We start from the raw sequence: 25,515 nt of genomic DNA, 5'->3' as shown, positions 1-25,515 counted from the left end.
AGCCGCATGTCCGACCTCGCCCTCCCCGCCGCGCCCGCTTCCGCCCCGGCCATCACGGCGCCGCCCGCACCGAAGCGCGTCCCCGTCCCGCTGCCCGTGCTGCTCGGCCTGGGCTGGGTGGTGCTGATGCTGACGGTGGCCTTCACCGCGGACTGGATCAGCCCCTTCCCCATCACCGCGCTCGACCTGCGGTCGCGCCTCGCCCCGCCGGTCGGGCTGGGGGGCACCTGGCTGCATCCGCTGGGCACGGACGAGCTGGGCCGCGACGTGCTGAGCCGGCTCATAGCCTCGATCCGCATGAGCCTGCTGATCGCCTTCGGCGCCACCGCCATCTCGGCGGTGCTGGGCACGCTGCTGGGCTTCCTGGCCGCGCATTTCCGTGGGCTGGTGGAACAGGCGGTGATGGCGCTGGTGGATTTCCAGGCGGCCATGCCCTTTCTGATCCTGGCGCTGGCGGTGCTGGCCTTCTTCGGCAACAGCCTGCCGCTCTTCATCTGCCTGCTCGGCCTCAACGGCTGGGAACGCTATGCCCGCATCGCCCGGGGCCTCGCCATCAGCGCCGGCGCCCAGGGCTACGCGGCGGCGGTGCGCCAGCTCGGCGCCTCGCCCTGGCGCATCTATGGCCGCCACGTGCTGCCCAACATCGCCTCGACCCTGATCGTGTCGATGACGCTGGCCTTCCCGGAGATCATCCTGCTGGAAAGCGGACTCTCCTTCCTGGGCCTGGGTGTGCAGCCGCCGATGACCTCGCTGGGCAACATGGTGGGTTATGGGCGCGAGTACCTGACCCGCGCCCCCTGGATCCTGCTCGCCCCCTCCGCCGTGATCGTGCTGACCACCCTCTCGGTCAGCCTGATCGGCGACTGGCTGCGCGACCGGCTGGACCCGACCCTGCGATAGGCCGCCGGGTTTCGCCTGGGGCGACACGCTGTGGCGTCGCACTTGTGGCCAGCCCCGGGGGAGGCTCCGCCTGCCCCCGGAACCCCCACCGCCGGGGACATGGTATGTCCCCGGACCCCGCCTTTCATTGGCTCGGGGTGGAAAGGTTGGTCTCCCGTCTGAACCCGGAGAGCAGGTGGATCAGCGGGGCTCCCGGAAGAAGAAAGACGCCGTGTCCGCGCGACCTGCACTGGCAGTCGCCGGAGAGCGATGCTCTCCGGCGTGATCCGGCCACAGAGAGCGCCAACGAAAATGGGTCCAGGGCCCGCAGGGTCCTGGCGGAGTGGGGGTTTGGGGGCGAGGCGGCGCCTTGCCCCCAACCACGGCGCCCCCATGACGGGCGAGGAGCGTTACATCGGCCCTGGCGGCAGGGGTGAGCCGTCGATCAGGCGGACATAGCGGAAGGGCGTCGGATCGACGATCGGCGCATCGCCCGCCACCAGATCCGCCGCCAGCCTTCCGGCCCCCGGGCCGATGCCGAAGCCATGGCCGCTGAAGCCGGTGGAGAGGGTCAGCCCCGGCAGCTTCTCCACCGGGGAGATCACCGGCACCGCATCGGGCATGAAGTCGATCCAGCCGCCCCAGGCGTTCTTCATGCGGATGCCGGCCAGGGCCGGATAGGCTTCCACGAGCTGCTTCAGCGCCTCGTCCACCGTGCCGGTATCGGGCGCGGGGTCGAAGACGCGGATACGCTCGAAGGGGGTGGGCTTGTCCGCGCTCCAGCGGCCCAGCGCCTCCGGTCCTTCGAGAAAGGAGCGGCCGACACTGATCTTCACGCCGCCCGCGCGCCGCTTGAGGAAGGCCGGCCAGAACTTGCGGGCGTAGCGCAGCCCCTGCGGCGTCAGCTCCACCAGCCCGCGCCCGCGGATGGAGACGGTGTAGCCACCATCCAGCCGCCGCCGGATGACGAAGCCCGGGGTGGAGAGCCCGCCCGCGGTCACTTCCGGCGCCTCGGTGGTGGAGAAGGCGGTGGAGCGCGCCCCGGCCTGCGGCAGGTCGATGCCCAGGCTACGGCAGAACATCGAGGACCAGGCGCCGCCGGCGAGAAGCACGGCCTGGGTGCGGATCGTGCCCTTTTCCGTCACCACCGCCGAGACGCGGCCGCCCTGGGTCTCCAGCCCGCGTGCGGCGCAGCCCTGGTGGATGGTGACGCCCCGCCGCCGCGCCGCCTCGGCCAAGGCGGGTGCCGCCTTGGAAGGCTCGGCACGGCCGTCGGTGGGCGAATGCACGCCGCCGATCCACTTCTTCGTGCAGCCCGGCGTCAGCGCGTTCGCTTCCTCGGCGGTGAGCATCCGGCTGTGCACCTGGTATTCGCGGGCGAGGTTCGACCACTCCTCCCATTCGTCCAGGTCTGACTGCTTGTCCGTGGTGTAGACCAGCCCGGTGCGGCGGAAGCTGACATCGGCGCCGATCTCCTCGCTCAGCCGGCCCCAGAGCTCCAGGCTGTACTTGATCAGCGGCAGCTCGCGCTCGTCGCGGTTCTGTTGCCGGCACCAGCCCCAGTTGCGGCTGGACTGCTCGCCCGCGATCACGCCCTTCTCGATCAGCGCGACCGAATGCCCCTTCCCGGCAAGGTGCCAGGCCGCCGAAACGCCGGCGATGCCGCCGCCGATCACCACCACATCGGCGGCTTCCGGCAGCTTCGGGTCACTCTGGACTTGATCGACGGGCGGCGACATGAGCGGTGTTGTCCTGGGTCAGAAGAGACGGGCGGAAGCCTTCAGCCGGCGGCCTGCAGGTCGAGGTCGTCGCGGATGCAGGCGGTGAGGTGGCCGGGCGCGACCGCGCGCAGCGGCGGCCGGTCCGCCGCGCAGGCCGGGAGGGCATAGGGGCAGCGGGTGCGGAAGGAACAGCCGGAAGGCGGGTCGAGCGGACTCGGCACGTCGCCCGTCAGCACGATGCGCTTGCGGCGGCGCGTCGGGTCCGGGTTCGGGGCGGCGGAAAGCAGCGCCTCGGTATAGGGATGGCGCGGCGCGGCGAAGAGCGAACGTGTTTCCGCGATCTCCACCAGCCGGCCGAGATACATCACCGCCACGCGGTCGGACATGTGTCCCACCACGGCGAGGTCATGCGCGATGACCAGCATGGTCAGGCCCAGCCGGTCGCGCAGCTCCAGCATCAGGTTCACCACCTGCGCCTGGATGGAGACGTCGAGCGCGCTCACCGGCTCGTCCGCCACGATGAAGTCCGGCCGCGTCACCAGCGCGCGCGCCAGGCCGACGCGCTGCCGCTGTCCGCCGGAGAACTCGTGCGGATAGCGCTGCGCGTGCTGCGGCAGCAGGCCGACGAGGCGCAGCGCCTCCTCCACCTTCTCCATGCGGTCGGCCGGGGTCTCGCCGATATCGTGGATCTCCAGCGGCGAGGCGACGATCCGCTCCACCGTCATGCGCGGGTTCAGCGAGGCATAGGGGTCCTGGAAGACCAGCTGCATCTGCCGCCGCAGCGGGCGCAGCCGGGCGCGCGACAGGTTGGTGATGTCCTCGCCCTTGAAGCGGATGCTGCCCTCGGTGGGCTCCAGCAGGCGCAGCGCGGTGCGGCCCACCGTGCTCTTGCCCGAGCCGGATTCGCCGACGAGGCTCAGGATCTCTCCCGGGTGGATCGAGAAGGAGAGCCCGTCGATGGCGCGGAGCTGCTGCCGTCCCCGGCCGAAGAGCCCTCCGCCCACGGGGAAATGCTTGTGGAGGCCCCGCACCTCCAGCACCGGCGCGGAAGGTGCTGCCACGTCGCTCACGACACCCCCTGCGCCGCGAGAGCGCCGGACAGCTCGCGCCAGCGGAAGCAGCGGCTGAGATGCCCGCCGCCGGTCTCTTCCAGGGGCGGCACCGCGCTGTCGCAGGGGTCGGGCCGGTGATGCGCGCAGCGCGGGGCGAAGGCGCAGCCCGGCGGCGGGTGGCGCGGGTCCGGCACCTGCCCGGGAATGGCGAAGAGCGGCTCGCGCCGCTGCCCCGCAAGGTCGAGGCGCGGCACGGAGCGCATCAGCCCGGCGGTATAGGGCATGCGTGGGCTCCGGAAGAGCGGCAGCAGCTCCGCCTGCTCCACCACCCGGCCCGCATACATCACCATCACCCGGTCGGCGATCTCCGCCACCACGCCGAGATTGTGGGTGATGAAGATCATCGCCATGCCGGTCTGCTTCTGCAGCCGGGCGAGGAGTTCCAGGATCTGCGCCTGGATGGTGACGTCCAGCGCCGTGGTCGGCTCGTCGGCGATCAGCAGCTCCGGCCCGCAGGACAGCGCCATGGCGATCATCGCCCGCTGCCGCATGCCGCCGGAAAGCTGGTGCGGATAGGCGGACAGGCGCCGCTTCGGATCGGGGATGCCGACGAGGTCCAGCAGCTCCGCCGCCCGCCCTTCGGCGGCGCGCCGGCCGAGCCCCTCATGGAAGCGGATCGCCTCCGCGATCTGCGCGCCGATCGTGTGCACCGGGTTGAAGGAGGTCATCGGCTCCTGGAAGACCATGGCGACCTTCGCGGTGCGCATCGCGCGCATCTCCTCCTCCCGCAGGGCGAGGAGATCCACCGTGTTGCCGTCCTTCCGGCGCAGCAGCACCTGCCCCTCCACCCGGCAGGCGGGGGCGGGCGGCGTCAGGCGCAGCAGGGCCAGGCTGGTGACGCTCTTGCCCGAGCCGGACTCGCCGACCAGGGCCAGGGTCTCACCCCGGCGCACCTCGAAGGATACGTCCCGCACTGCCGGCAGCGCGCCGAAGCGGACGTTCAGCCCGCGCACCTCCAGCACGTTCTCCGCCGGCATGGCTCCCGGCGCCGAGCCTGCCGCCGCGCCGGTCTCCGGCGCGGGAAGGGTGGCGGATCGGGTCACTGCCCCGCCGCCCGCGGGTCCAGCGCATCGCGCAGCCCGTCGCCCAGGAAGTTGAAGCAGGTCACCGTCAGCGCGATCACCGCCCCGGGGATGATGGCGAGCCATGGGGCGCTGCCGAGATAGGTCTGCGCGTTGTCGAGCATGTTGCCCCAGCTCGGCGTCGGCGGCTGGATACCGTAGCCGAGGAAGCTGATGTAGGATTCCGCCAGGATCGCATGCGCCACGTTCAGCGTGGCCGAGACCACGATCGGCGCCAGCGCGTTGGGCAGAAGCTCCCGCAGCATGATCCGCGTGTCGCCCGCGCCGCTCGCCTCCGCCGCCACGGCGAAGTCGCGCTCCCGCAGCGCGCGGATCTGTGCCTCCACGATGCGCGCCACTTCCATCCAGGCGGTCAGCGCGATCAGGACGATGATGCTCACCACATCCGGCTGCACGAAGGCCGCCAGGGCCAGCAGCAGGAAGATGCTGGGAAAGCAGAGCATCGCATCGACGAAGCGCATCAGCACCGCCCCCACCACCCCGCCATAGAAGCCTGCGACGAGGCCCACGCTGATGCCGATCAGCATCGACAGCGCCATGGCGGCGAAGCCGACGGCGAGCGAGATGCGCCCCGCCATCAGCAGCCGCGCCAGCGTGTCGCGGCCGAGCTGGTCGGTGCCCAGGACATGCGGCCCGGCGAAGGGCGGCGCGAAGCGGGCGCGCAGGTCGATATACAGGTCGTCATAGGGCAGTAGATGCGGCCCGAAGGCGCAGAGCAGCACCAGGACGAGGATGGTGACGGCGCCGAACAGCGCCAGCCGGTGCCGCAGGAAGCGGCGCAGCGCCGGGTTGCCGGCGCGGCGGGCCGGGGCGGCGGCCAGGGGGGCAATCGTGGCATCGCTGGGCATGGCGCAGCCGCCTATTTCAGCCGCAGGCGCGGATCGGCCACGCCATAGAGCAGGTCCGCCATCAGGCTGCCCAGCAGCACCAGCACCGCGGTGAACATCAGGATGCCCATCACCACCGGATAGTCGCGGTAGCTGATGGAATCGAGGAAGAGCCGCCCCATGCCCGGCCAGGTGAAGACCGTCTCCGTCACCAGGGCCCCGCCCAGCAGGTTCGGAAGCTGCAGCCCGGCCACGGTGATCATCGGCAGCAGCGCGTTGCGCACCGTGTGGTGCAGCAGGATGCGCCGCTCCGGGATGCCCTTGGCCCGGGCGGTGCGCACGAAGTCCTGGTGCAGCACGTCGATCATGGAGGAGCGCATGTAGCGGCTCCAGATCGCGGTGGAGACCAGGGCCAGCACCAGGGAGGGCGCGATCAGGTGGTGCAGCTGATCCAGGAAGGAGCCGTCGCCCATCGTGTAGCGGTTGCCCGCCGGCAGGATGTCGAGATGCACCGAGAAGATGAAGATCACCACCAGCCCGAACCAGAAGGTCGGGATGGAGAGCGCCACCATGGAGCCCACCGTCACCAGCATGTCGAAGAAGGAGTAGCGCCGGATCGCGCTCAGCACGCCGAGCCAGCAGCCCAGCAGCATGGCGATCAGGGTGGAGGTGACCATCAGCTCCAGCGTCGCGCCGAGATGCGAGCCGATCACGGCGAGCACCGGCTGCTGGTCGCGGTAGGAGCGGCCCCAGTCGCCCACCAGCATCCGCCCCAGCCATTCCAGGTACTGCACCGGCAGGGGCCGGTCGAGGCCGAGCTGGCGCTCGACGCGGGCGATGTCCTCCGGCGACATCTCGCCGCCCGCCATGAACTGCGACATCGGCCCGCCGGGCGCCAGGTGCAGGATGGCGAAGCCGATCATCGAGACCAGCAGCAGCAGGACCAGCGACTGCAGCAGGCGAAGGGTGAGGTAGCGCCTCATCGGGCGCCGCGCCCCGTCTCAGCCCCCACCGCTCAGCGAGCCCAGTACCAGGTCGCGATGTTCCAGCAGTTGGACTGCACGTTGATGTTCGGCTTGTAGCCGACGAGCCCCTCCTTGAGTCCTTCCACCGGCGCGGGCTGATAGATCGGCAGGATCGCCAGGTCGTCGCGCACCAGGACCTGCACCTTCTGGTAGGCGGCGCGGCGTTCCTCGCGGTCGAAGGTCGCCGTGGCTTCCTCCAGCAGCCGGTCCACCTCCGGGTTGGAATACTGCATGGTGTTGGAGCCGGCGCCGCCCTTGGCAGGGATGGCCTTGCTGCTGAAGCGATAGGCGCAGTCCGGGTCGTTGCCGGTCTGGTAGGTGGCGGAGACCAGCACCGACTGGTACTTCGACATGGTGAAGAACTCGCCCCAGATCACCGCCGCCGGCATGTTGGCGATCTTCATCGAGGCGCCGATATTCTGCCAGTCCTGTGCCAGGAGCTGCTGCACCTGCTCGCGCAGCGGGTTGCCGGCGGTGGTGGAGGAGTTGAACTCCAGCCGTACGCCGTTCTTCTCGCGGATGCCGCGCGCGCCGCGCTTCCAGCCCGCCTCGTCGAGGATCCTGTTGGCGGCCGCGGGATCGTAGCGATGCGCCGGCAGGTCCGCGTTGTAGGCCCAGGACTGGCGCGGATAGAAGGATTCCGTGGGCTTCGGCAGACCGTAATAGACGATGTCGGTAATCGCCTGCTTGTTGATGCCGTGATACAGCGCCTGCCGCACCGCCTTGTCGGCCAGCGCGGGGAATTCCAGGTTCGGCGCGATCGCCTCCACCTGTTGGCTGGGATTCACCGAGAGCACGAGGCCCTTCAGCTTCTTCGCCTCCTCGTAGAAGTTGGCGAGGATGCCCTGGGTGCCGGCATGGTCGATCTGCCCGGTGCGGAACTGGGTGTAGAGCACCGTCAGGTCCGGGATGTACTTGAAGACCAGCCGCTCCAGATACGGGCCCGTGCCATGGTACTTGGTGTTGGCCAACAGGGTCAGGTGGTCGCCCGGCACGCGTTCGCCCCAGCGGAAGGGGCCGGTGCCGACCGGCGCGTTGCTGAAGGGTGCGGTGTTGGGATCGGAAGCCGAGGCCAGCAGGTGCTTCGGCACAATGAAGGTCCAGGCCAGCAGGGAGAGATAGGGCGAATACGCCTTCTCCATGCGCCAGGAGATCTCGTGCGGCCCCTTGATCGTGATGTCGCGGACGAGATTGGCGCCCAGTCGCGTCCTGGCCCGGAAGGCCGGGTTGTTCAGAAGGTCGATGGTGAACTTCACGTCCTCGGCGGTGAAGGGCGTGCCGTCATGCCAGGTGACGCCCTCCTTCAGCCTGATCGTCCAGGACAGCCCATCCCTGGAGATGCCGCCATTCTCGACCGAGGGCACCTCCTTTGCCAGGGCCGGCGTCAGGTTGCCGTCGGGATCGACGCCCCAGAGCGGGTCGAAGAGGTTCCACCAGACGCCCTGGTCCACCTCGATGGCGGGCATCAGCGGGTTGAAGACGGTGGGTTCCTGCGACAGGCCGACCACCACCTGCCCACGTGGCGCGGGCGGCGGCGGCGGGACGTTCTGCGCCCGCGCGCCGGTCACGGCGAAAGGCAGTGCGGCACCCGCCCCGAGAAGGAGGCGGCGCGGCAGGCCGAGGCTGTTTTCGCGCGAGCGAGACATGACGGATCCCCATCCGTTGCTTCGCCGGCGACTGGTCAGGCTCCCGAAAGCTTGGCCGCCCTTTTCCCGTGGTTCCTGAGGCAGGAAATCCCGGCCGGCGTTGTTGGGGTGGAGCTTGGGCGTGGTGTCGCCGGCCTGTCAATCCGGCCGCACGCTGCAATTCCGTTCAACCGGGGTATGCGCCGGAAGCTTTCCGCCCGTTTTCCGCTCAACCCGCCAATGTTGTTAGCAGATGCACAAAACGAAAACAGGCTTGACCCCGGCGCCGCTCATGATGAACATATCTGATCTATTCATTCAAATATGAACAACGGCGGCCAAGACAAGCCGTCTTATCCCGGACAGGAGCGGACATGCCCGGTTCCCCCATCGGCATCATCGGCGGCGGCATCGGCGGCCTCGCTGCCGCCATCGCGCTGCACCGCGCCGGGCGCGAGGTCCTGGTCTTCGAGCAGGCGCGCCGGTTCTCCCGCGTCGGCGCCGACATCAACCTGACGCCCAACGCCGTGCGCGCCCTGGACGGGCTCGGCATCGGCGCGGCCCTGCGCGAGCATGGCGCCCGCCCCACGCACCGCGTCAGCCGCGACTGGGACACGGGCACGGAAACCTCGGTCCTGGCCATGTCCGGCGAGGCGGAGGCGAAATACGGCGCCCCGCAGCTCACCCTGCACCGCGCCGACCTGCTGCGCGCGCTGGAGGAGGCGCTGCCCGCCGAGTGCATCCGCCTCGGCCAACGGGCCACCGGGATCGCGCAGGACGCGGCGGGCGTGCATCTCGCCTTCGCCGACGGCACGCGGGCCACCGTCGCGGCGCTGGTGGGCGCGGACGGCATCCATTCCGTGGTGCGCGCCGCCCTGTTCGGGGAGGAGCAGCCGCGCTTCACCGGCGTGGTCGCCTATCGCGCCGTGATCCCGCGGGAAAGGCTGGACCTGCCGGGGCTCGACCGCTTCACCAAGTGGTGGGGGCCGAATGCCGCGAGCCAGATCGTCACCTTCCCGATCAGCGCGGGGCGGGAGACCTTCATCTTCGCCACCACGCCGCAGGAAAGCTGGCGCGAGGAATCCTGGACCACGCCCGGCAGCGTCGAGGAGCTGCGCGCCGAATATGCCGGCTACCACCCCGAGGCGCGGGCGCTGCTGGCGGCCTGCGACAGCGTGCTGAAGACCGCGCTCTACGAACGCGACCCGCTCCCGTCCTGGTCGCGTGGCCGCGTCACGCTGCTCGGCGATGCCTGCCACCCGATGATGCCCTTCATGGCGCAGGGCGCCGGCATGGCGGTGGAGGATGCCGTGGTGCTGGCCCGCTGCCTGCACGAAGGCATGGCCGACATCCCCGCCGCCCTGCGCCGCTACGAGCGGGCGCGCCTGGCGCGCACCGCCGAGATCCAGGTGGCATCCCGCGGCAATGCCTGGCTGCGCGCCGGCGGCAATGCCGACTGGGTCTATGGCTACGACGCCTGGAACGTGCCGCTCGACACACCGCCCGCGGCGGCGGCCTGATGCCGGCCGAGATGCCGGAGGAAGCACCGGGGCACCTGATCTCCCCGGTGCAGCGTGCCGTCCGGCTGATGGAATACATCGCGGAGGGCGGCCCAACCGCGAATCTCAGCGAGGCCGCACGGCGCACCGGCATCAACCGTGCCACGATGGCCCGGCTGCTGGACACGCTGGAATACGAGGGCGTGCTGGAACGTGCCCCGGGCGGCGAGTACCGCCTGGGCCTGCGCTTTCTGGGCCTCGCCGCCTCCGCCCTGGCCTCGCGCGACCTGGTTTCCCTGGCGCGGCCGGTGCTGGCGCGGCTGGCGGCGGAAACCGGCCTCTCCTCCTATCTCGTCGTGCTCAGCGGCGGCGAGGCGCTCTACCTCGCCCGCGAGATGCCGGACACGCCGCTGGTCAGCCATATCCGCATCGGCAGCCGCGTGCCGGCGCACCTGACCACGCCGGGCCGCGTGCTGCTCGCGCCGCTGCCGCCGGCGGAGAGACGGGCACGCCTCGGCCCCGGCCCGCTGCCCACCGCCACGCCGCACTCCCCGGCCACGCACGCGGCCCTGGACGCCGTGCTGGCCGAGGACGCGGTGCGCGGCTGCGCCTGGAGCTTCTCCGCCTATGAGCCCGGCGTGGATTCCTGCGCCGCCCCGGTGCTGGGGCAGGAAGGCAGGCCCCTCGCCGCCCTCAGCCTGGCCGGGCCCGCCGCGCAGTTCGGCCCGGCACCGTTCCGCGCGGAGGTGGAACGGCGGGTGAAGGGCGCGGCGGCGGAACTCTCGCGGCTGATGGGCGCCCGCAACGATCGCGGACCGAAGGAGGCATGAGCATCGTGCGACGTCGGAAGCTGCTTCTCGCCGGCATGGCCGGCGGCCTCGTCACGGCACAAGGCGGGAAAGCCATGGGAGCGCCGGAGGCGGCGCCCGTGACGGAGGATCTGTTCCGTGTCACCGTGCTCGGCTCCGGCACGCCCATGCCTTCCGCCCAGCGCTTCGGCAATGCCACGCTGGTGGAATGCGGCCACCGGCGCCTGCTTTTCGACTTCGGGCGCGGCTGCACGATCCGGCTCTGGCAACTGCGCATCCCGCTGGGCAGCATCGACGCGCATTTCCTGACCCACCACCATTCCGACCATACGGCGGGCCTGCCGGATCTCTGGCTGACCGGTTGGCTGCGGCCGCCCTATGGCCGCCGCGCGGCGCCGCTCCTGCTCTACGGACCGCCGGGCACCGAGGCGATGGCGAAGGGCCTCCGCGCGGCCTATGCCGCCGATATCGGCACGCGTCTCGCGGACGAGCACAATCCGGAGGAAGGCATCCGCATCGATGCCCGTGACGTGGCGCCGGGCCTTGTCCACGAACAGGACGGGCTGCGTGTCCTGGCCTTCGACAACGACCATGGCGAGATGGTCAGGCCGTCCTATGGCTACCGCATCGAGTACCGCGGCCGCGTCGTGGTCCTGGCCGGCGACACGCGCTACAGCCAGGAGGTCGTGCGCCAGGGACGGGGTGCGGATCTCTTCCTCCACCCCGTCACGCTGATCCCGGAAGCGCTGCTGGCGGGCGACCCGGCCTATCGCGCGGTCTACAGCCACCTCGCCTCGCCGGACGACGCGGCGCGCGCCTTCCGCGAGGCGAAGCCGCGCCTGGCTGCGCTCTACCATGTCGGGCTGAACGGGAATGCGACGCTGGCCGATCTCCAGTCCGCCATCCGCACCGGCTATGATGGCCCGTTGATGATCGCGTCCGACCTGACCGCCTTCGGGATCGGCCGGGATGCCGTCTCGGTCATGCAGCGCGAGGCGGGCTGAGGCAGCCCGCCCGGAGCACCGCCGCCTCGGGCGCCCTGCCCGCCGGTTCCACTCTCCGGAGGGAAATCCCTTTCCCTCAGAACCCCGTCAGCACCGTCTTGCCGATGGCCCGCCCGCTTTCCAGCGTGGCGTGGACGCGGCGCAGGTTGGCGGCGTTGATGGTGCCCGCCTCCTCGTGCAGCGTGCTGCGCAGGAAGCCCTCGTCCACCAGCGCCGAGACCGCGTTCAGCAGCCGGTGCTGGGCGATCATGTCCGCCGTCCGGAAGACCGGGCGCGCGAACATGAACTCCCAGTGGACCGAGACGCATTTCCGCTTGAACGGCATGATGTCGTAGCTCTTCGGGTCGTCGATCAGCGCCACCTTGCCCTGGGGCGCGATCAGCTTCGCCACGGCGGCCTGGTGCCGGTCGGAGGCGGAAAGGCTGGCGACATACTCCGCCTGTTCGATTCCCGCCTCGCGCAACGCCTCGTCCAGCGGGCGGTGATGGTCGATCACGTGATGCGCGCCCATCTTCCGGCACCATTCGATGGTGGCGGGGCGGGAGGCCGTGGCCACCACGGTCAGCCCGGTCAGGCGGCGGGCGAGTTGCGTCAGGATGGACCCCACGCCTCCGGCGCCGTTGATGACCAGCAGCGTTCCGCCGCCCGCCATGGGCCCGCCGGTCAGGGCGCCATAGGGCACGCCCAGGCGGTCGAAGAGCAGCTCCCAGGCGGTGATGGCGGTCAGCGGCAGGGCGGCCGCCTCGGTGAAGGACAGGCTGGCCGGCTTGTGGCCGGCGATCCGCTCGTCCACCAGGTGGAACTCGCTGTCCGTGCCGGGGCGGTCGATGCTGCCGGCATAGAAGACCTCGTCGCCCGGCCGGAACAGCGTGACCCCGGCGCCGACCGCCTCCACCACCCCGGCGGCGTCGTAGCCCAGCACCTGGACCCCGCCCTCGGGCGGCGTCGCGCGGGCACGCTGCTTGGTGTCCACCGGATTGACCGAGACCGCCTTCACCGCGACGCGCAGGTCGTGCGGTCCGGGTTCCGGCACGGGCAGATCCAGGTCGATCAGGGATTCATCATGGGCGACGGGCAGGTTCCTGCGATAGCCGACGGCCTTCATGGCAGCTCTCCTCTGGCAGGCGGGCGCGGAGGGGGCCGGACCAGGCCCTTGCGCCCCGCACCCCATCATGGCGGAGGAACCGGCAAGACGGGCGAAAGCTGCATGGCCGGCCCCGTCCTGCAATATCCCACCCTCCAGCCGCTCCGGCACCCCTGTTCGTTGCCTTGTCGGCACCTGTCTGGCGAAGGGGCCGCCGGAGTGGCATCATGGGTTTTCCTGACCTCTTTCCGTACCGGAGGAGTCCTGTCCTTCGCCCTTCCCGGCGCCGGACCGGGGCTGGCCGCCGCAGAACCGAGTAGCGATGCTGAGCAGGATCACCACAGAGGCAGACCCTTGGCCGTTCGGCGGCGGCGATACCGGCGCGCTGGTCCGGGAGCCGGGTTTCGAGGCCAGCGGGCTGGGGCCGGTCACCGACTGGCCGGCTTCCCTGCGGACCATCGCCGAGATGGTGTTCAACTCCCGCCAGCCGAAGTTCGTCGCCTGGGGGCCGGATCTCGCCTTTCTCTACAACGATGCCTATACGCCGATCTTCGCGGAGCGGCATCCCTGGGCGCTCGGCCGGCCCTTTGCCGAGGTCTGGGCCGATATCTGGCCGCAGTTCGGCCCCATCGTGGACCGCACCCTCTCGGGCGACGCCCAGTATTACCGCGAGCTGCCGATCCCGATGCTGCGCCAGGGCCGGCGTGAGGAAACCTGGTTCACCTTCTCCTACACCCCGCTGCGCGACGAGAGCGGCCAGATCGCCGGCCTGGTCTGCGCGGCCATGGAGGTGACCGACCAGGTCCTGGGCCGGCAGCGCGAACAGGCGGCGCTGAAGGCGCTCCAGCAGCAGACCGAAACCCTGGCGACGGTGAACCGCGCCGGGATCGCCATCACCAGCGAGCTCGATGTCGGTCGCCTCACCCAGCTCGCGGTCGATGCGGGCATCTCGCTGACCGGCGCGGAGTTCGGTGCCTTCTTCTACAATGCCGAGGACGAGACGGGGCAGGACTACCGCCTCTACGCCCTGTCGGGGGCCGATGCCGCGGCCTTCGCCAGCTTCCCCATGCCGCGCGCCACCCCTCTCTTCTCGCCGGACTTCGCGGGCCGGACGGTGATCCGCTCCGACGACGTGACCCGTGACCCGCGCTATGGCCCCGACGCGTCGCATGCCGGCATGCCGCCGGGCCACCTGCCGGTGCGCAGCCACCTCGCCGTGCCGGTCCGCTCCCGCACCGGCGCACCGATCGGCGCCCTGCTCTTCGGCCATCGCGAACCCGGCCGCTTCGACGCCGCCAGCGAGACCAGCTTGGTGAGCCTGGCCGGGCAGGCGGCGGTGGCCATCGACAACGCCCGGCTGCTACAGGCCGCGGAGCGCGAGATCGCGCAGCGGCGCGAAGCCGAGGAGCAGCTGCGGCAGCTCAACGAGACGCTGGAGGCGCGCGTCGTCACCGAGATCGCCGAGCGCCGCCAGGCCGAGCTCGCCTTGCAGCAGGCGCAGAAGATGGAGGCGATCGGCAAGCTCACCGGCGGGGTGGCGCACGACTTCAACAACCTCCTCCAGGTGGTCTCGGGCAACCTGCAGCTTCTGGCGGCGGATGTCGCGGGGCGGGAGAAGGCGGAACGCCGCCTCGCCAACGCCATGGCCGGGGTGCAGCGCGGCGCCAAGCTCGCCGCCCAGCTCCTCGCCTTCGGGCGGCGCCAGCCGCTGGAGCCGAAGGTGGTCAATCTCGGCCGGCTGATCGCCGGCATGGAGGACATGCTGCGCCGCAGCCTGGGCGATGCGATCGAGATCGAGACGGTCGTGTCCGGCGGCCTGTGGAACACCCTGATAGACCCGACGCAGCTCGAGAACGCGCTGCTCAACCTCGCCATCAATGCCCGGGACGCGATGGCGGGCTGCGGCCGCATCACCATCGAGGCCGGCAACGCGATGCTCGATGCCGACTATGCCCGCCTGCACGCGGACGTCACGCCCGGGCAGTATGCGCTCCTCGCCGTGACCGATACGGGCAGCGGCATGCCCCCGGAGGTGGTGCGGCAGGCCTTCGAGCCCTTCTTCTCCACCAAGCCGGACGGCAAGGGCAGCGGGCTCGGCCTCTCCATGGTGCATGGCTTCGTCAAGCAGTCGGGCGGTCACGTGAAGATCTACAGCGAGCCGGGCCAGGGCACCGTCGTCCGGCTCTACCTGCCCCGCGCGCACCAGGGCGAGGACCGGCCGGTGTCGCTGGAAAGCGGCCCCGTCGCCGGGGGCTGCGAGACCGTGCTGGTGGTCGAGGACGACGACAGCGTCCGGGCCACGGCGGTCGAGATGCTGAATGAGCTGGGCTACCAGGTTCTGACGGCGCGCGACGCGGCCAGCGCCCTGACCGTGATCGAGAGCGGGGTCGCCGTGGACCTGCTCTTCACCGACGTCGTCATGCCCGGGACGCTGCGCAGCCCCGAACTGGCGCGCAAGGCGCGGGAAAGGCTGCCCGGCATCGCCGTGCTCTTCACCTCCGGCTACACCGAGAACGGCATTGTCCATGGCGGCCGGCTGGACCCGGGGGTCGAGCTCCTGTCCAAGCCCTATACGCGGGAGGCCCTGGCCCGCAAGATCCGCTATGTCCTGGCCAAGCAGCGGCCGGCCAGCCCCTAGCCTCCTTTCCCGCAAAGAGGCTGCCGGGGCCATGAACCGTGCATTCCCCTTGCGGCCTGCATGGCGGGAGGGGAAGCATGGCGCCGCCGCGCCCAGGGGGGAAATGCCATTCCCCTGACGGGCGCTCCGGGAAAACGGGAGTTCCCTTGCCATGCAGCGACGCCAGTTCCTTTCCGCCACCGCCGCGCTGGGCGCCTTCGGGGCGCTGTCCGCGCCGCGACTCGGCTTGGGCGCGGAAAACAAGTTGCTGCGCTTCATCCCCGAAAGCGACGCGACGGTGCTGGACCCGATGTGGACCACCGCCACCGTCACCCGCAACCACGGCTACCTCGTCTTCGACACGCTCTACGGCCAGGACGAGAGCTATGCGATGCAGCCGCAGATGGTGGAGGGGCATGTCGTCGAGAATGACGGCCGGCTCTGGACCCTGACGCTGCGCGAGGGGATGAGGTTCCACGACGGGGAGCCGGTACGCGCCATCGATGCGGTGACCAGCATCCGCCGCATCGCCGCGCGCGATGCCTTCGCCGCCGCGCTGATGGCCGCGACGGACGATCTCTCGGTGATCGACGACCGGCGCTTCCGCTTCCGGCTGAAGAAGCCCTTCCCGCTGCTGCCGAACGCCCTGGGCAAGACCGGCACCTCGATGCCAGCGATCATGCCGGAACGGCTGGCGAAGACCGATCCCTTCGTCCGCGTGGACGAGATGGTCGGTAGCGGCCCCTTCCGCTACAAGGCGAGCGAGCATGTCGCGGGCTCGCTTGCGGTCTATGAGCGCTTCGATGGCTATGTGCCGCGTGCCGGCGGCACGCCGAGCTTCACCGCCGGGCCGAAGCGTGCGCATTTCGACCGGATCGAGTGGCGGGTCATCCCCGATGCCTCCACCGCCGCCAATGCCATGATGAATGGCGAGGCCGACTGGTGGCAGCAGCCCACGGCGGACCTGATGCCGCTGCTGAAGGGCAACCGCAGCCTGAAGAGCTCGATGCTGGACCCCTCCGGCAACATGGCCATCATGCGCTTCAACACGCTGCACCCGCCCTTCGACAATCCCGCGATCCGCCGCGCCCTGCTGGGCGGGGTAAGCCAGACCGACGTGATGATGGCCATCGCCGGGGAGGATCGCAGCATGTGGAAGGACGATGTCGGCGTCTTCAGCCCCGGCACGCCCTTCGCCAACGACGCGGGAATGGAGGTCCTCACCAGCCCGCGCGACATGGACAAGGTGAAGCGCGACCTCGCCGCCGCCGGCTACAAGGGCGAGGCCGTGGCGCTGCTGGTGGCGACCGACTACCCGGACCAGAACGCGGCGGGCCTCGTGGTCGCCGACCTGCTGCGCCGCGCGGGCATGAAGCTGGACCTCCAGTCGACGGACTGGGGCACGGTGGTGCAGCGCCGCGCGAAGAAGGACCCGCCCGCCCAGGGCGGCTGGAACGCCTTCATCACCAACCTGACCGGCACCAACAACTTCGATCCGGCGAGCCATCTCGGCCTGCGCGGCAACGGCGACAAGGCCTGGTTCGGCTGGCCCAACGCGCCGAAGCTGGAGGAACTGCGCCAGCAGTGGTTCGACGCGCCGAACGAGGCCGAGCAGAAGCGCATCTGCCGCGAGATCCAGGCCGATTTCATGCGGGAGCCGACCTATCTGCCGCTCGGCGCCTACTACCCGCAGACCGTGTTCAGCGCGAAGCTGACGGGCATGCGCAGCGGGCTGCCGCAGTTCTACGACATCCGCTGGGCCTGACCGCCCCGCTGCAGCCGCCGGAGGGAGGCCCCTCCGGCGGCGGATGTCGCAGGCTTCATCCGGCGGCCACCACCCCGCCCGCCCCATGCGGCGTTGCTTCCAGGCAAAGAGCTTCGGAGGATCGCTGCATGCGTCGTCGTATCACCCTCTCCGCCCTCGCGGTTCCACTGCTGGGGCTCGGCCTGCTGGCCGCACCGTCACTGAGCACCCCGGCCTCGGCCAAGGAGGGCGGCTGCGTCAAGGACGGCGCGGTGGGCGCGGTGGCGGGTCATTTCGTCGGCAAGGGCCATGCGGTGGCGGGGGCCGCGGCGGGATGCGCCGTGGGCGTCCATCGCCGCCATGCCGCCGAGAAGCAGGACCAGAAGCAGCAGGACGACAAGGGCGGGAATGGCAGCTCCGGCTGAGCCTGCCACTCCCGGGACGAGGCCATGAGTGGGTCCATGAGTCCTGTGGCAGGGATCACGCAGCCTGTGCGTGGGACTCCACAGTCAATATCCCCGTTATCCACAAACTTCTCCCCCGGGTGAGGGGGTGGGGGCGCCCTATTTCGCCGGAAGGGTGCGCTTCAGGGCATCCTTCCACCCCGCGATCATGCGGGCCCGCTGCTCCCCATCCATGCGCGGCTCGAAGACAGCCCCCCGCTTCCAGGTGGCGGCGACCTCGTCCAGGTCCTTCCAGACACCGACTGCGAGGCCGGCCAGGAAGGCAGCCCCCATGGAGGTGGTCTCCAGGCAGGCGGGGCGCTCCACCTCGGCCTGCAGCATGTCGGCCAGGAACTGGCAGAACCAGTCATTCGCCGACATACCGCCATCGATCCGGATGGTCTTCAGTTGTCCGGCGCCATCCCGCTGCATCGCCTCGGCGAGGTCGAGCGTCTGGAAGGCCACGGATTCCAGCGCCGCCCGCGCCAGATGCGCCGCCGTCGCGCTGAAGGTCAGGCCGCAGATCAGGGCGCGTGCCTCCGGATCCCAGTGCGGCGCGCCCAGGCCCACGAAGGCCGGCACCATGTAGACGCCGTGGCTGTCCGGAACCCGGGTGGCCATGTCGTCGGTCTGCGAGGCATGGGTGATCACCCCCACGCCGTCGCGCAGCCATTTGATCGCGGCGCCGGCGACGAAGATCGCCCCTTCCTCGGCATAGACCGTCCTGCCGCCGAGGCGATAGGCCACGGTGGTCAGCATGCGGTTGTCCGAGGAGACCGGCTTCTCGCCGGTGTTCAGCAGCATGAAGCAGCCGGTGCCGTAGGTGGACTTGGCCATGCCCGGCGCGAAGCAGGCCTGACCGATCACCGCCGCCTGCTGGTCCCCCGCCATGCCGGCGATGGGAATGGCGCGGCCGAAGAGCGCGGGATCGCTCTCGCCGAAGACGGTGCTGTTGTCCCGCACCTCCGGCAGGACCGCGGCGGGAATGCGGAACAGCTTCAGCAGGTCCTCGTCCCAGACCTGCCGGTGGATGTCGAACAGCAGGGTGCGCGAGGCATTGGTGGCATCCGTCGCATGCACCTTGCCGCCGGTCAGGCGCCAGAGGAGGAAGCTGTCGATCGTGCCGAAGGCGAGTTCGCCGCGCTCCGCCCGCTCCCGCACGTCCGGGAGGTTGTCCAGCAGCCAGGCCAGCTTGGTGGCGGAAAAATAGGGGTCCAGCAGCAGGCCGGTGCGGGCGCGCACCAGATCTTCCGCCCCTTCCTGCTTCAGCTTCGCGCAGAGGGCTGCCGTGCGGCGGTCCTGCCAGACGATGGCGCGGTACACGGGCTTGCCGGTCTCCCGCTCCCACAGCACCACCGTTTCGCGTTGGTTGGTGATGCCGATCGCGGCCACCCCGGTCCCGTCCGTGAGCCCGGCCTCGCCGAGCGCCTCCCGCACCGTGTCCACCACGTCGCGCCAGATATCCTCCGGGTCGTGCTCGACCCAGCCGTCATCCGGGTAGTGCTGGGCGAATTCCCGCCGCGCCAGGGAGATCTGCTGGGCCTTGTCGTCGAAGACGATGCAGCGGGTCGAGGTCGTGCCCTGGTCGATGGACAGGACGTAGCGGGCTTGGCTCATGGATGTTCCTTGGGACGTTCTGTGGTGTTCGTTGGCCGGTCGGGGGGATCGGTCGGGAGGGGGTCAGTCGGCGCCGATCTGGCGGATCGAGAGGTCGGGTGCCTCCCGCAATGGCGCGGCCTGGGGCTGCTGGCGGCGCGAGGGCAGGAAGGGCCGGATCAGGCACTGGTAGGCTCCGCCGCCCACGACACCGCCGATCAGCGGTCCCACGATCGGCACCCACCAGTAGTTCTGCGCCGCCGGCAGGGCGGCCGGTCCCCACCCCGTGAAATAGGCGAAGAGACGCGGTCCGAAGTCGCGGGCCGGGTTCAGCGCCCAGGCCTCCAGATAGCCGGCCGAGGCACCGATGATCGCGACGAGGAGGCCGATGACCAGCGCGCCGAAATTGGCCTGCGGCGCCATGGTGTTGAATTCCTCGGTGATGGCGAAGATGCCGAAGAGCAGCAGCGCGGTCAGGACGATCTCGTTCCAGAGCGCGTGCATCGGCGTCACCGCCAGGCCGGGCGCGGTGAAGAAGACGCCGGCTGCGCCGCCCGCCTCGCGGGTCAGGCCCTGGGTGGCGTTGAAGTGGTCGATGACCGGGCCATAGAGGCTCAGCACGATCGCGGCGCCTACCATGCCGCCCAGCACCTGCGCCACCCAGAAGGGCAGGACCTTGCGCCAGGGGAAACCCCGATAGAGGGCCAGGGCAAGGGTCACGGCCGGGTTGGCATGGGTGCCGGAGACCGCCCCGGTCACATAGATGGCCACGGTCACGCCGAGGCCCCAGGTGATGCAGACGCCCCAATAGGCGAGCTTATAGGGGCTGGGGTCGTAGAGCACGTACATGGCCGCCACGGAGCAGCCGAAGGTGATGATGATGGCGACGGCCACGGCTTCGGAGACAAGTTCCCCGAGAAATTGCCGCTTCTCGTTCATGGATGTTTCTCCCCACGTCTTGCGAGACGCATTGCACGCTCAGCCGGCGGCGATCTCCTGCGACTGCTTCTGCCGCGCGAGATAGTCTTCCAGCCGCCCGGCCGTGCCGGCTGGCACGTGCAGGCCGAGCTTGGAGCGGCGCCAGAGGATGTCCTCCGCCGTCACCGCCCATTCCTCATGGATCAGGTAATCGACCTCGGCCTGCGTCAGGCCGGCGCCGAAATCCTCGCCCAGATCCTCCATGCCGCGTGCCTTGCCCAGCAGCCGGTCGGCGCGCGTGCCATAGGCACGGGCAAGGCGATAGGCCAGGGCTTCCGGCAGGAAGGGAAAGCGTTGCCGCAGCCCGGCCAGGAAGCGGTCGAAATCCGCATCCGGCATGTCGCCGCCGGGCAGAGGCGCGGCCGCCGTCCAGGCGGGCTTCAGCCCTGGCAGGTGCGGCTCCAGCTTTTCCAGCGCATGTTCCGCCAGCTTGCGATAGGTGGTGATCTTGCCGCCGAAGACGGAGAGCAGTGGCGCTTCTCCCTCCGGCGCGTCCACCTTCAGCACATAGTCGCGCGTGACCGCCGAGGCGTTCTTCGCGGCATCGTCATAGAGCGGCCGCACGCCCGCATAGCTCCAGACCACGTCCTCCGGGGCGACCTCCCGCTTGAAGTAGCGGTTGACCGTGTCACAGAGATACCGCGTCTCCTCCGCGCTGATCGAGACCGGGCCGGGCGCCTCGGTCCAGGGCACGTCCGTGGTGCCGACCAGCGTGAAATCGCCCTCGTAGGGGATGGCGAAGACGATGCGGCGATCGGGATTTTGCAGGATGTAGCAGTGGTCGCCCTCGTAGAGGCGCGGCACCACGATGTGGCTGCCCTTGACCAGCCGGACCTTGTCCGCGTCGTTGATCTTCAGGCGCCGGGTCAGCAGCTCGCTCACCCAGGGGCCGGCGGCATTGACCAGGATGCGGGCCGTGACCGGGCGCCGCCCGCCGCCCCGCAGGTCCTCGATCTCCGCGCGCCAGATGCCACCCTCGCGCTCCGCCCCGAGGAAGCGGGTACGGGTATGCAGTTCCGCTCCCTTCTCCGCCGCGTCGCGGGCGTTCAGCACGACGAGGCGGCTGTCCTGCACCCAACAGTCGGAATAGACGAAGCCGCGATCCACCCCGGGCCTGAGCGCGGAACCGAGCGGCGAGGTTCGGAAACGAACACCTTCCGAACCCGGCAGGCGCTTGCGGCCGCCCAGGTGGTCGTACAGGAACAGGCCCAGCCGGACCATCCAGGCCGGGCGGACATCGTTCCGGTGCGGCAGCACGAAGCGCAGCGGCCAGATGATGTGCGGCGCCGCGGCCAGCAGGCGCTCGCGCTCGATCAGCGCCTCCCGCACCAGGCGGAACTCGTAGTATTCGAGATAGCGCAGCCCGCCATGGATCAGCTTCGTGCTGGCGGAGGAAGTGTGGCGCGCGAAGTCGTCCTGCTCGACCAGCAGGACCTTCAGCCCTCGCCCGGCCGCGTCGCGGGCGATACCGGCGCCGTTGATGCCGCCACCGACGACGAGAAGGTCATAATCCGCCTGGCTGGCCAAGTTCCCCGCTCCTCTCCCTGCCGCCTCCGCGAAGGCCTTGCGAGGCCCTGTGCCCCGCAAAAGGAAGATAAGCGAAGAAAAAATGTTCGCAAGCGAAAATCAAAGTGCTGGACGGGGCCGTGCCGCCGTTGAGGCCAAGCGCCGCCTCGCCCCCGGCGGGCCACCACGCAGCGCGGCGCCTTACCGGCCCGGTGCCGGCTTCGCCTCTGCCGCCGGGGCGCGGCCCGCCACATGGCAGGCGACACCATGTTCCCGCAGCAGTGCCTGGATGGGACGTGGCGGCGGCTGGTCGGTGAAGAGGGCGGAGACCTCGGTGATGGAGCCGAGCCGCACCATCGGGCGCCGGGCGAACTTGGTGTGGTCGGCCAGCAGGAAGCTCTGCCGCGAATGGCGCAGGATGGCGCGGGCGGCGCGGATCTCGTCATGGTCGAAATCCAGCAGCGTCCCGTCCTCGTCGATGCCGCTGATGCCGAGGATGCCGAAATCCACCCGGAACTCGGCGATCATGTCGCTCACCGTCTGGCCGACGATGCCGCCGTCGCGGTTGCGGACCGTGCCGCCGGTGACCACGACGGAAAAGTCGGTGCGGCTGGACAGCAGCGCCGCCACGTTCAGGTTGTTGGTGATGACACGCAGCTCCCGGTGCCCCAGCAGGGCCCGGGCCAGCGCCTCGGTGGTGGTGCCGATATTGACGAAGAGGGAGGAACGGTCGGGGATCTCCGCTGCCGCCTGCCGGGCGATGGCCTCCTTGGCCTGCGGGTTCAGCACCTGCCGCTCGGCATAGGCGATGTTCTCGGTGGAGGAAGCCAGCCCCGCGCCGCCATGGTGGCGGGCAACCCGGCCTTCCTCCGCCAGCGCGTTCACGTCGCGCCGCACCGTCTGCACGGTGACCTCGAATTCCCGCGCCAGCTCCTCGTTGGACACGTAGCCGCGCTGCCCGATCAAAGCGAGGATCCGCTGGTGGCGCGACGCCGCCTTGCTGCCTGCCAATGCCATCTCCCGAAACCCTTCCCCGCCCCTCGGCCTGGCGGGTCAGCCCGGCTCTTCCTCGCGGGCCGCGCCACCCTGGCTGAGGGCGACCGATTTCACCAGGGCCCAGAGCGGCTGTCCCGGGCGCAGGTCCAGGCGCCGCGCCGCCTCGGCGGTGATGCGCGACAGGAGCACGCCGCCGGCACCCAGGCGCAGGCGCAGCATCACCTCCTGCCCCGTGCCCGGCCCGATGGCCTCCAGCACCACGGGCAGCACGTTGCGGACCGAGATCCCGCGGGGCTCCTCGGTGGCGACCGACACGTCGCGCGCCCGCACCCGGACGCGCAACCGCGTGCCCGGCGCATCCGGCAGCGACGGCAACAGCAGCTCGCCGCCCTCGAAGCCCAGCCGCGCCAGGCCCCCCCCCGCCACACGCTCCCGCACCGTGCAGGCGAGCAGCACGCCCGCATCCCGCCGCCCGGCGAGAAGCGGCAGGTCGGTGCGGGCGGAAAGCTCCTCCACGCTGCCCTCGGCGAGCACGCGCCCCGCCTCCATCAGCACCAGCCGGTCCGCCAGCCGGTCCACCTCCTCCATCGCATGGGTGACGTAGAGGAGCGGGATGCTGAGCCGGTCGCGCAGCCGCGTCAGGAAAGGCAGGACCTCCGCCTTGCGCGCGGCATCCAGCGCGGCCAGGGGCTCGTCCATCAGCAGCAGGCGGGGGCGCGACAGCAGGGCACGGCCCAGGGCGACACGCTGCCTCTCGCCGCCGGACAGCGCGGCGGGGCGGCGGCGCAGCAGATGGCCGATGCCGAGCAGCGCCACCACCTCCTCGAAACCGGGTCCGTCCACGCCGCGCGGTGCCCGGCGCAGCCCGTAGCGCAGGTTGGTGTCCACCGAAAGATGCGGGAAGAGCCGCGAATCCTGGAAGACCACGCCGCAGCGCCGCTGTTCCGGCGGCAGCATGCGCCGCGCCGCGCTGTCGAACAGCACCATGCCATCCAGCGCGATCCGCCCTTCCCGCGGGCGCAGCAGCCCGGCCACCGCGGCGAGCAGGGTGGACTTGCCGCAGCCCGAGGGGCCGAAGACCGCCGTGACGCCCGGTGTCGGCGAAGCGAAGGCCGCATCGATGGCAAAGCCCGGCATGTCCGGGGCGGGGGCGGGAAAGCGGTGGCGCAGGCGGACTTCCAGCATCAGCCGCGCCGCCTCGGCGCGCCGGGTGGCGCGGCCCGGCCGGACGGGCGCGGCATCAGCGCGGCGCCCGGCCGAGCATGACCTGCATCCGCCGCCCGGCGAATTCCGCCAGCAGCAGCCCCAGCACGGCCAGCACGAAGGAGACCGCCGCCAGCTTGGCCGCCGTCGCCTCGCCGCCCGGGGTCTGGGTGGCCGCGTAGATCGCCAACGGCAGGGTCTGGGTCTGGCCGGGGATGTTGGAGGCAAAGGTGATCACCGCGCCGAACTCGCCCAGCCCGGCGGCGAAGGCGGTGATGGCGCCGGACAGGATGCCGGGCGAGATCAGCGGCAGGGTCAGCGTCACGAAGCGGTCCAGCGGCCCGGCGCCGAGCGTGCGCGCCGCCGCCTCCAGCCCCGGATCGACGGAATCCAGGCTGAGGCGCACCGCGCGCACGATCAGCGGAAAGGACATGGTGGCGGTGGCGAGCGAGGCGCCGGCGGTGGTGAAGACCAGCCGGATGCCGAACCAGTCGTTCAGCAGCGCCCCGACCGGCCCGCGGATGCCGAAGGTGACCAGCAGCAGCCAGCCCACCACCACGGGCGGCATCACCAGTGGCAGGTGGACGAAGGCGTCGAGCAGGGCACGCCCCGGAAAGCGGTGCCGGGCCAGCAGCCAGGCGGCCAGTACCGCCGGGGGCAGGCCGAACACCACCGAGCGCAGCGCCACCTCCAGGCTGAGGCGCACGGCCTGCCATTCCTCGGGCGTCAGCCAGCCTGCCGGGTTGCCGGGCCAGGTCATGCGGAGCGGGTCAGGCCCCAGCGGGGCGGGACATGGCCATCGGGCGGGATCGGGCGGGCCAGGGGCGGTCGGGGTCCAGTGGGCAGGGACCGATCATGCCCTATGGCTGACGCAGGGCGAAGCCGAAGCGCTGGTAGACCGGCGCCGAGTCGGGGCCCGTGATGAAGGCCAGGAAATCGCGCGCCTGGGCATTCCCCTCGGCCCGTTTCGCCAGGGCGAAGGGATAGGTGATCGGCGGGTGGCTTTCCGCCGGGAAGGTGGCCACGACCCGCACCCCCTTCGAGATCGCGGCATCGGTGGAATAGACGATGCCGAGCGGCGCCTCGCCCCGTTCCACCAGCAGCAGGGCGGAGCGCACATTGTCCGCCCGCGCCAGGCGCGGCGAGAGCTTGTCCCACTGCCCCATCCAGCCCAGCGCCGCCTGGGCATACTTGCCCACCGGCACGTTGGAGGGATCGCCCGTCGCGATCCGCCCATCGGCCCCGAGCAGCGCCGAGAGGTCCGTGTCCCGGGTCAGCACCAGCTTCGGCGCCGGCTTGTCGGCGGGGGCGATCAGCACCAGGGCATTGGCCAGCGGGCTGACCCGCGTGCCGTCCACGATCAGCCCGCGCTGCTGGACATAGTCCATCCAGGGCTCGTCGGCGGAGGCGAAGATGTCGGCGGGCGCCCCCTGCTCCATCTGGCGCGCCAGGGCCGAGGAGGCCGCGAAGGAGAAGCGCGGCGCCGGATGGCCCTTGGCCTTCCAGGCCTCGCCCAGCGCGCGCATGGCATCGGTCAGGCTGGCGGCGGCAAAGACCGTGGGCCCCCCGGCCTCCTGCGCTCTCGCGCCGGACAGGCCCACCAGCGGTGCCGCGAGGCACAGGGCGAGGGCCGAGGCGAAAAGCCGACGACGCATGGGGGGTCTCCGCTTCGCTATTCCTCGTTGGATATATCGGTGGGCTTCCCAAGCCGCAACCATCCCTTCGCCGAGGCTATATGCCGCGGATATATACGGTGTGCCGGGAT

General features: G+C 70.6%; 22 protein-coding genes. 8 read left to right on the top strand and 14 right to left on the bottom strand.

What is annotated here, in order from left to right; genetic code table 11:
• The first annotated feature begins 6 nt into the window (after nt 1–6).
• Nucleotides 7–900, top strand: a complete 894-nt coding sequence (locus BT98_RS0111735; RefSeq protein WP_019459223.1) for an ABC transporter permease — start codon at nt 7–9, stop codon at nt 898–900.
• Nucleotides 901–1,289: 389 nt separating this feature from the next.
• Here BT98_RS0111735 and BT98_RS0111730 read toward each other — a convergent pair whose 3' ends face one another.
• The 6 genes from BT98_RS0111730 to BT98_RS0111705 are packed head-to-tail and all read right to left on the bottom strand — an operon-like array spanning nt 1,290 to nt 8,292.
• Nucleotides 1,290–2,618 (bottom strand): NAD(P)/FAD-dependent oxidoreductase, encoded by a 1,329-nt coding sequence (locus BT98_RS0111730; protein WP_019459224.1) that lies wholly within the window; start codon nt 2,616–2,618, stop codon nt 1,290–1,292.
• A gap of 41 nt (nt 2,619–2,659) precedes the next feature.
• Nucleotides 2,660–3,670 (bottom strand): ABC transporter ATP-binding protein, encoded by a 1,011-nt coding sequence (locus tag BT98_RS0111725; RefSeq protein ID WP_237719314.1) that lies wholly within the window; start codon nt 3,668–3,670, stop codon nt 2,660–2,662.
• The gene (locus BT98_RS0111720) at nt 3,667–4,755 is read right to left on the bottom strand and encodes an ABC transporter ATP-binding protein (protein WP_237719315.1); all 1,089 of its coding nucleotides are present in this window, start codon (nt 4,753–4,755) and stop codon (nt 3,667–3,669) included. Before BT98_RS0111720 ends, BT98_RS0111725 begins: the two co-directional genes overlap by 4 nt.
• Nucleotides 4,752–5,642, bottom strand: a complete 891-nt coding sequence (locus BT98_RS0111715) for an ABC transporter permease (RefSeq protein WP_019459227.1) — start codon at nt 5,640–5,642, stop codon at nt 4,752–4,754. The genes BT98_RS0111720 and BT98_RS0111715 overlap by 4 nt, the downstream gene beginning before the upstream one ends.
• An 11-nt stretch (nt 5,643–5,653) precedes the next feature.
• Nucleotides 5,654–6,604: an ABC transporter permease gene (locus BT98_RS0111710; protein ID WP_019459228.1), complete on the bottom strand. Its 951-nt coding sequence runs from the start codon at nt 6,602–6,604 to the stop codon at nt 5,654–5,656.
• Between the two features lie 32 nt (nt 6,605–6,636).
• Nucleotides 6,637–8,292 carry a peptide ABC transporter substrate-binding protein gene (locus BT98_RS0111705; RefSeq protein ID WP_019459229.1) on the bottom strand — a complete coding sequence of 552 codons (1,656 nt, stop codon included), beginning with the start codon at nt 8,290–8,292 and terminating at the stop codon, nt 6,637–6,639.
• A 51-nt stretch (nt 8,293–8,343) separates the two neighbouring features.
• Here BT98_RS0111705 and BT98_RS27280 point away from each other — a divergent pair, with 51 nt between their 5' ends.
• The 4 genes from BT98_RS27280 (at nt 8,344) to BT98_RS0111690 (ending at nt 11,583) form a co-directional block, all read left to right on the top strand.
• The gene (locus BT98_RS27280) at nt 8,344–8,580 is read left to right on the top strand and encodes a hypothetical protein (protein WP_139341637.1); all 237 of its coding nucleotides are present in this window, start codon (nt 8,344–8,346) and stop codon (nt 8,578–8,580) included.
• Between the two features lie 65 nt (nt 8,581–8,645).
• A complete protein-coding gene (locus BT98_RS0111700; protein WP_019459230.1) occupies nt 8,646–9,791 on the top strand; it encodes an FAD-dependent monooxygenase in 1,146 nt (381 codons plus the stop codon).
• Nucleotides 9,791–10,600, top strand: a complete 810-nt coding sequence (locus BT98_RS0111695) for an IclR family transcriptional regulator (protein WP_019459231.1) — start codon at nt 9,791–9,793, stop codon at nt 10,598–10,600. The genes BT98_RS0111700 and BT98_RS0111695 overlap by 1 nt, the downstream gene beginning before the upstream one ends.
• Nucleotides 10,597–11,583 carry an MBL fold metallo-hydrolase gene (locus tag BT98_RS0111690; protein WP_019459232.1) on the top strand — a complete coding sequence of 329 codons (987 nt, stop codon included), beginning with the start codon at nt 10,597–10,599 and terminating at the stop codon, nt 11,581–11,583. The genes BT98_RS0111695 and BT98_RS0111690 overlap by 4 nt, the downstream gene beginning before the upstream one ends.
• Nucleotides 11,584–11,659: 76 nt before the next feature.
• Here BT98_RS0111690 and BT98_RS0111685 read toward each other — a convergent pair whose 3' ends face one another.
• The gene (locus tag BT98_RS0111685; protein WP_019459233.1) at nt 11,660–12,688 is read right to left on the bottom strand and encodes a zinc-binding alcohol dehydrogenase family protein; all 1,029 of its coding nucleotides are present in this window, start codon (nt 12,686–12,688) and stop codon (nt 11,660–11,662) included.
• A 301-nt stretch (nt 12,689–12,989) separates the two neighbouring features.
• Here BT98_RS0111685 and BT98_RS0111680 point away from each other — a divergent pair, with 301 nt between their 5' ends.
• From BT98_RS0111680 to BT98_RS24170, 3 genes are all read left to right on the top strand, one after another.
• Entirely contained in the window at nt 12,990–15,305 is a 2,316-nt protein-coding gene (locus BT98_RS0111680) for an ATP-binding protein (protein WP_019459234.1), read from the top strand.
• Between the two features lie 151 nt (nt 15,306–15,456).
• The gene (locus BT98_RS0111675; RefSeq protein ID WP_019459235.1) at nt 15,457–17,049 is read left to right on the top strand and encodes an ABC transporter substrate-binding protein; all 1,593 of its coding nucleotides are present in this window, start codon (nt 15,457–15,459) and stop codon (nt 17,047–17,049) included.
• A 128-nt stretch (nt 17,050–17,177) separates the two neighbouring features.
• Nucleotides 17,178–17,453 carry a hypothetical protein gene (locus BT98_RS24170; protein WP_019459236.1) on the top strand — a complete coding sequence of 92 codons (276 nt, stop codon included), beginning with the start codon at nt 17,178–17,180 and terminating at the stop codon, nt 17,451–17,453.
• Between the two features lie 138 nt (nt 17,454–17,591).
• Here BT98_RS24170 and glpK read toward each other — a convergent pair whose 3' ends face one another.
• The 7 genes from glpK to modA all read right to left on the bottom strand — a co-directional run bounded on the left by glpK (nt 17,592) and on the right by modA (nt 25,405).
• Complete coding sequence (gene glpK / locus BT98_RS0111665; protein WP_019459237.1) at nt 17,592–19,088, bottom strand: glycerol kinase GlpK; 1,497 nt, start codon at nt 19,086–19,088, stop codon at nt 17,592–17,594.
• A gap of 63 nt (nt 19,089–19,151) precedes the next feature.
• Nucleotides 19,152–20,006 carry an MIP/aquaporin family protein gene (locus BT98_RS24165; protein ID WP_019459238.1) on the bottom strand — a complete coding sequence of 285 codons (855 nt, stop codon included), beginning with the start codon at nt 20,004–20,006 and terminating at the stop codon, nt 19,152–19,154.
• 39 nt (nt 20,007–20,045) lie between these two features.
• Nucleotides 20,046–21,572 (bottom strand): glycerol-3-phosphate dehydrogenase, encoded by a 1,527-nt coding sequence (gene glpD / locus BT98_RS0111655; RefSeq protein WP_019459239.1) that lies wholly within the window; start codon nt 21,570–21,572, stop codon nt 20,046–20,048.
• Between the two features lie 180 nt (nt 21,573–21,752).
• A complete protein-coding gene (locus BT98_RS0111650) occupies nt 21,753–22,562 on the bottom strand; it encodes a DeoR/GlpR family DNA-binding transcription regulator (protein WP_026032884.1) in 810 nt (269 codons plus the stop codon).
• 42 nt (nt 22,563–22,604) lie between these two features.
• Nucleotides 22,605–23,732, bottom strand: coding sequence for a molybdenum ABC transporter ATP-binding protein (modC, locus tag BT98_RS0111645; RefSeq protein WP_019459241.1), 1,128 nt, complete (start codon nt 23,730–23,732; stop codon nt 22,605–22,607).
• Nucleotides 23,733–23,787: 55 nt separating this feature from the next.
• Nucleotides 23,788–24,510, bottom strand: coding sequence for a molybdate ABC transporter permease subunit (gene modB / locus BT98_RS0111640; protein ID WP_019459242.1), 723 nt, complete (start codon nt 24,508–24,510; stop codon nt 23,788–23,790).
• Nucleotides 24,511–24,610: 100 nt separating this feature from the next.
• Nucleotides 24,611–25,405: a molybdate ABC transporter substrate-binding protein gene (gene modA, locus BT98_RS0111635; protein WP_019459243.1), complete on the bottom strand. Its 795-nt coding sequence runs from the start codon at nt 25,403–25,405 to the stop codon at nt 24,611–24,613.
• Nucleotides 25,406–25,515 lie beyond the last annotated feature (110 nt).

The organism is Roseomonas mucosa ATCC BAA-692, assembly GCF_000622225.1.
Lineage (GTDB): Bacteria > Pseudomonadota > Alphaproteobacteria > Acetobacterales > Acetobacteraceae > Roseomonas > Roseomonas mucosa.
This window is presented reverse-complemented; position numbering and strand designations above follow the sequence as displayed.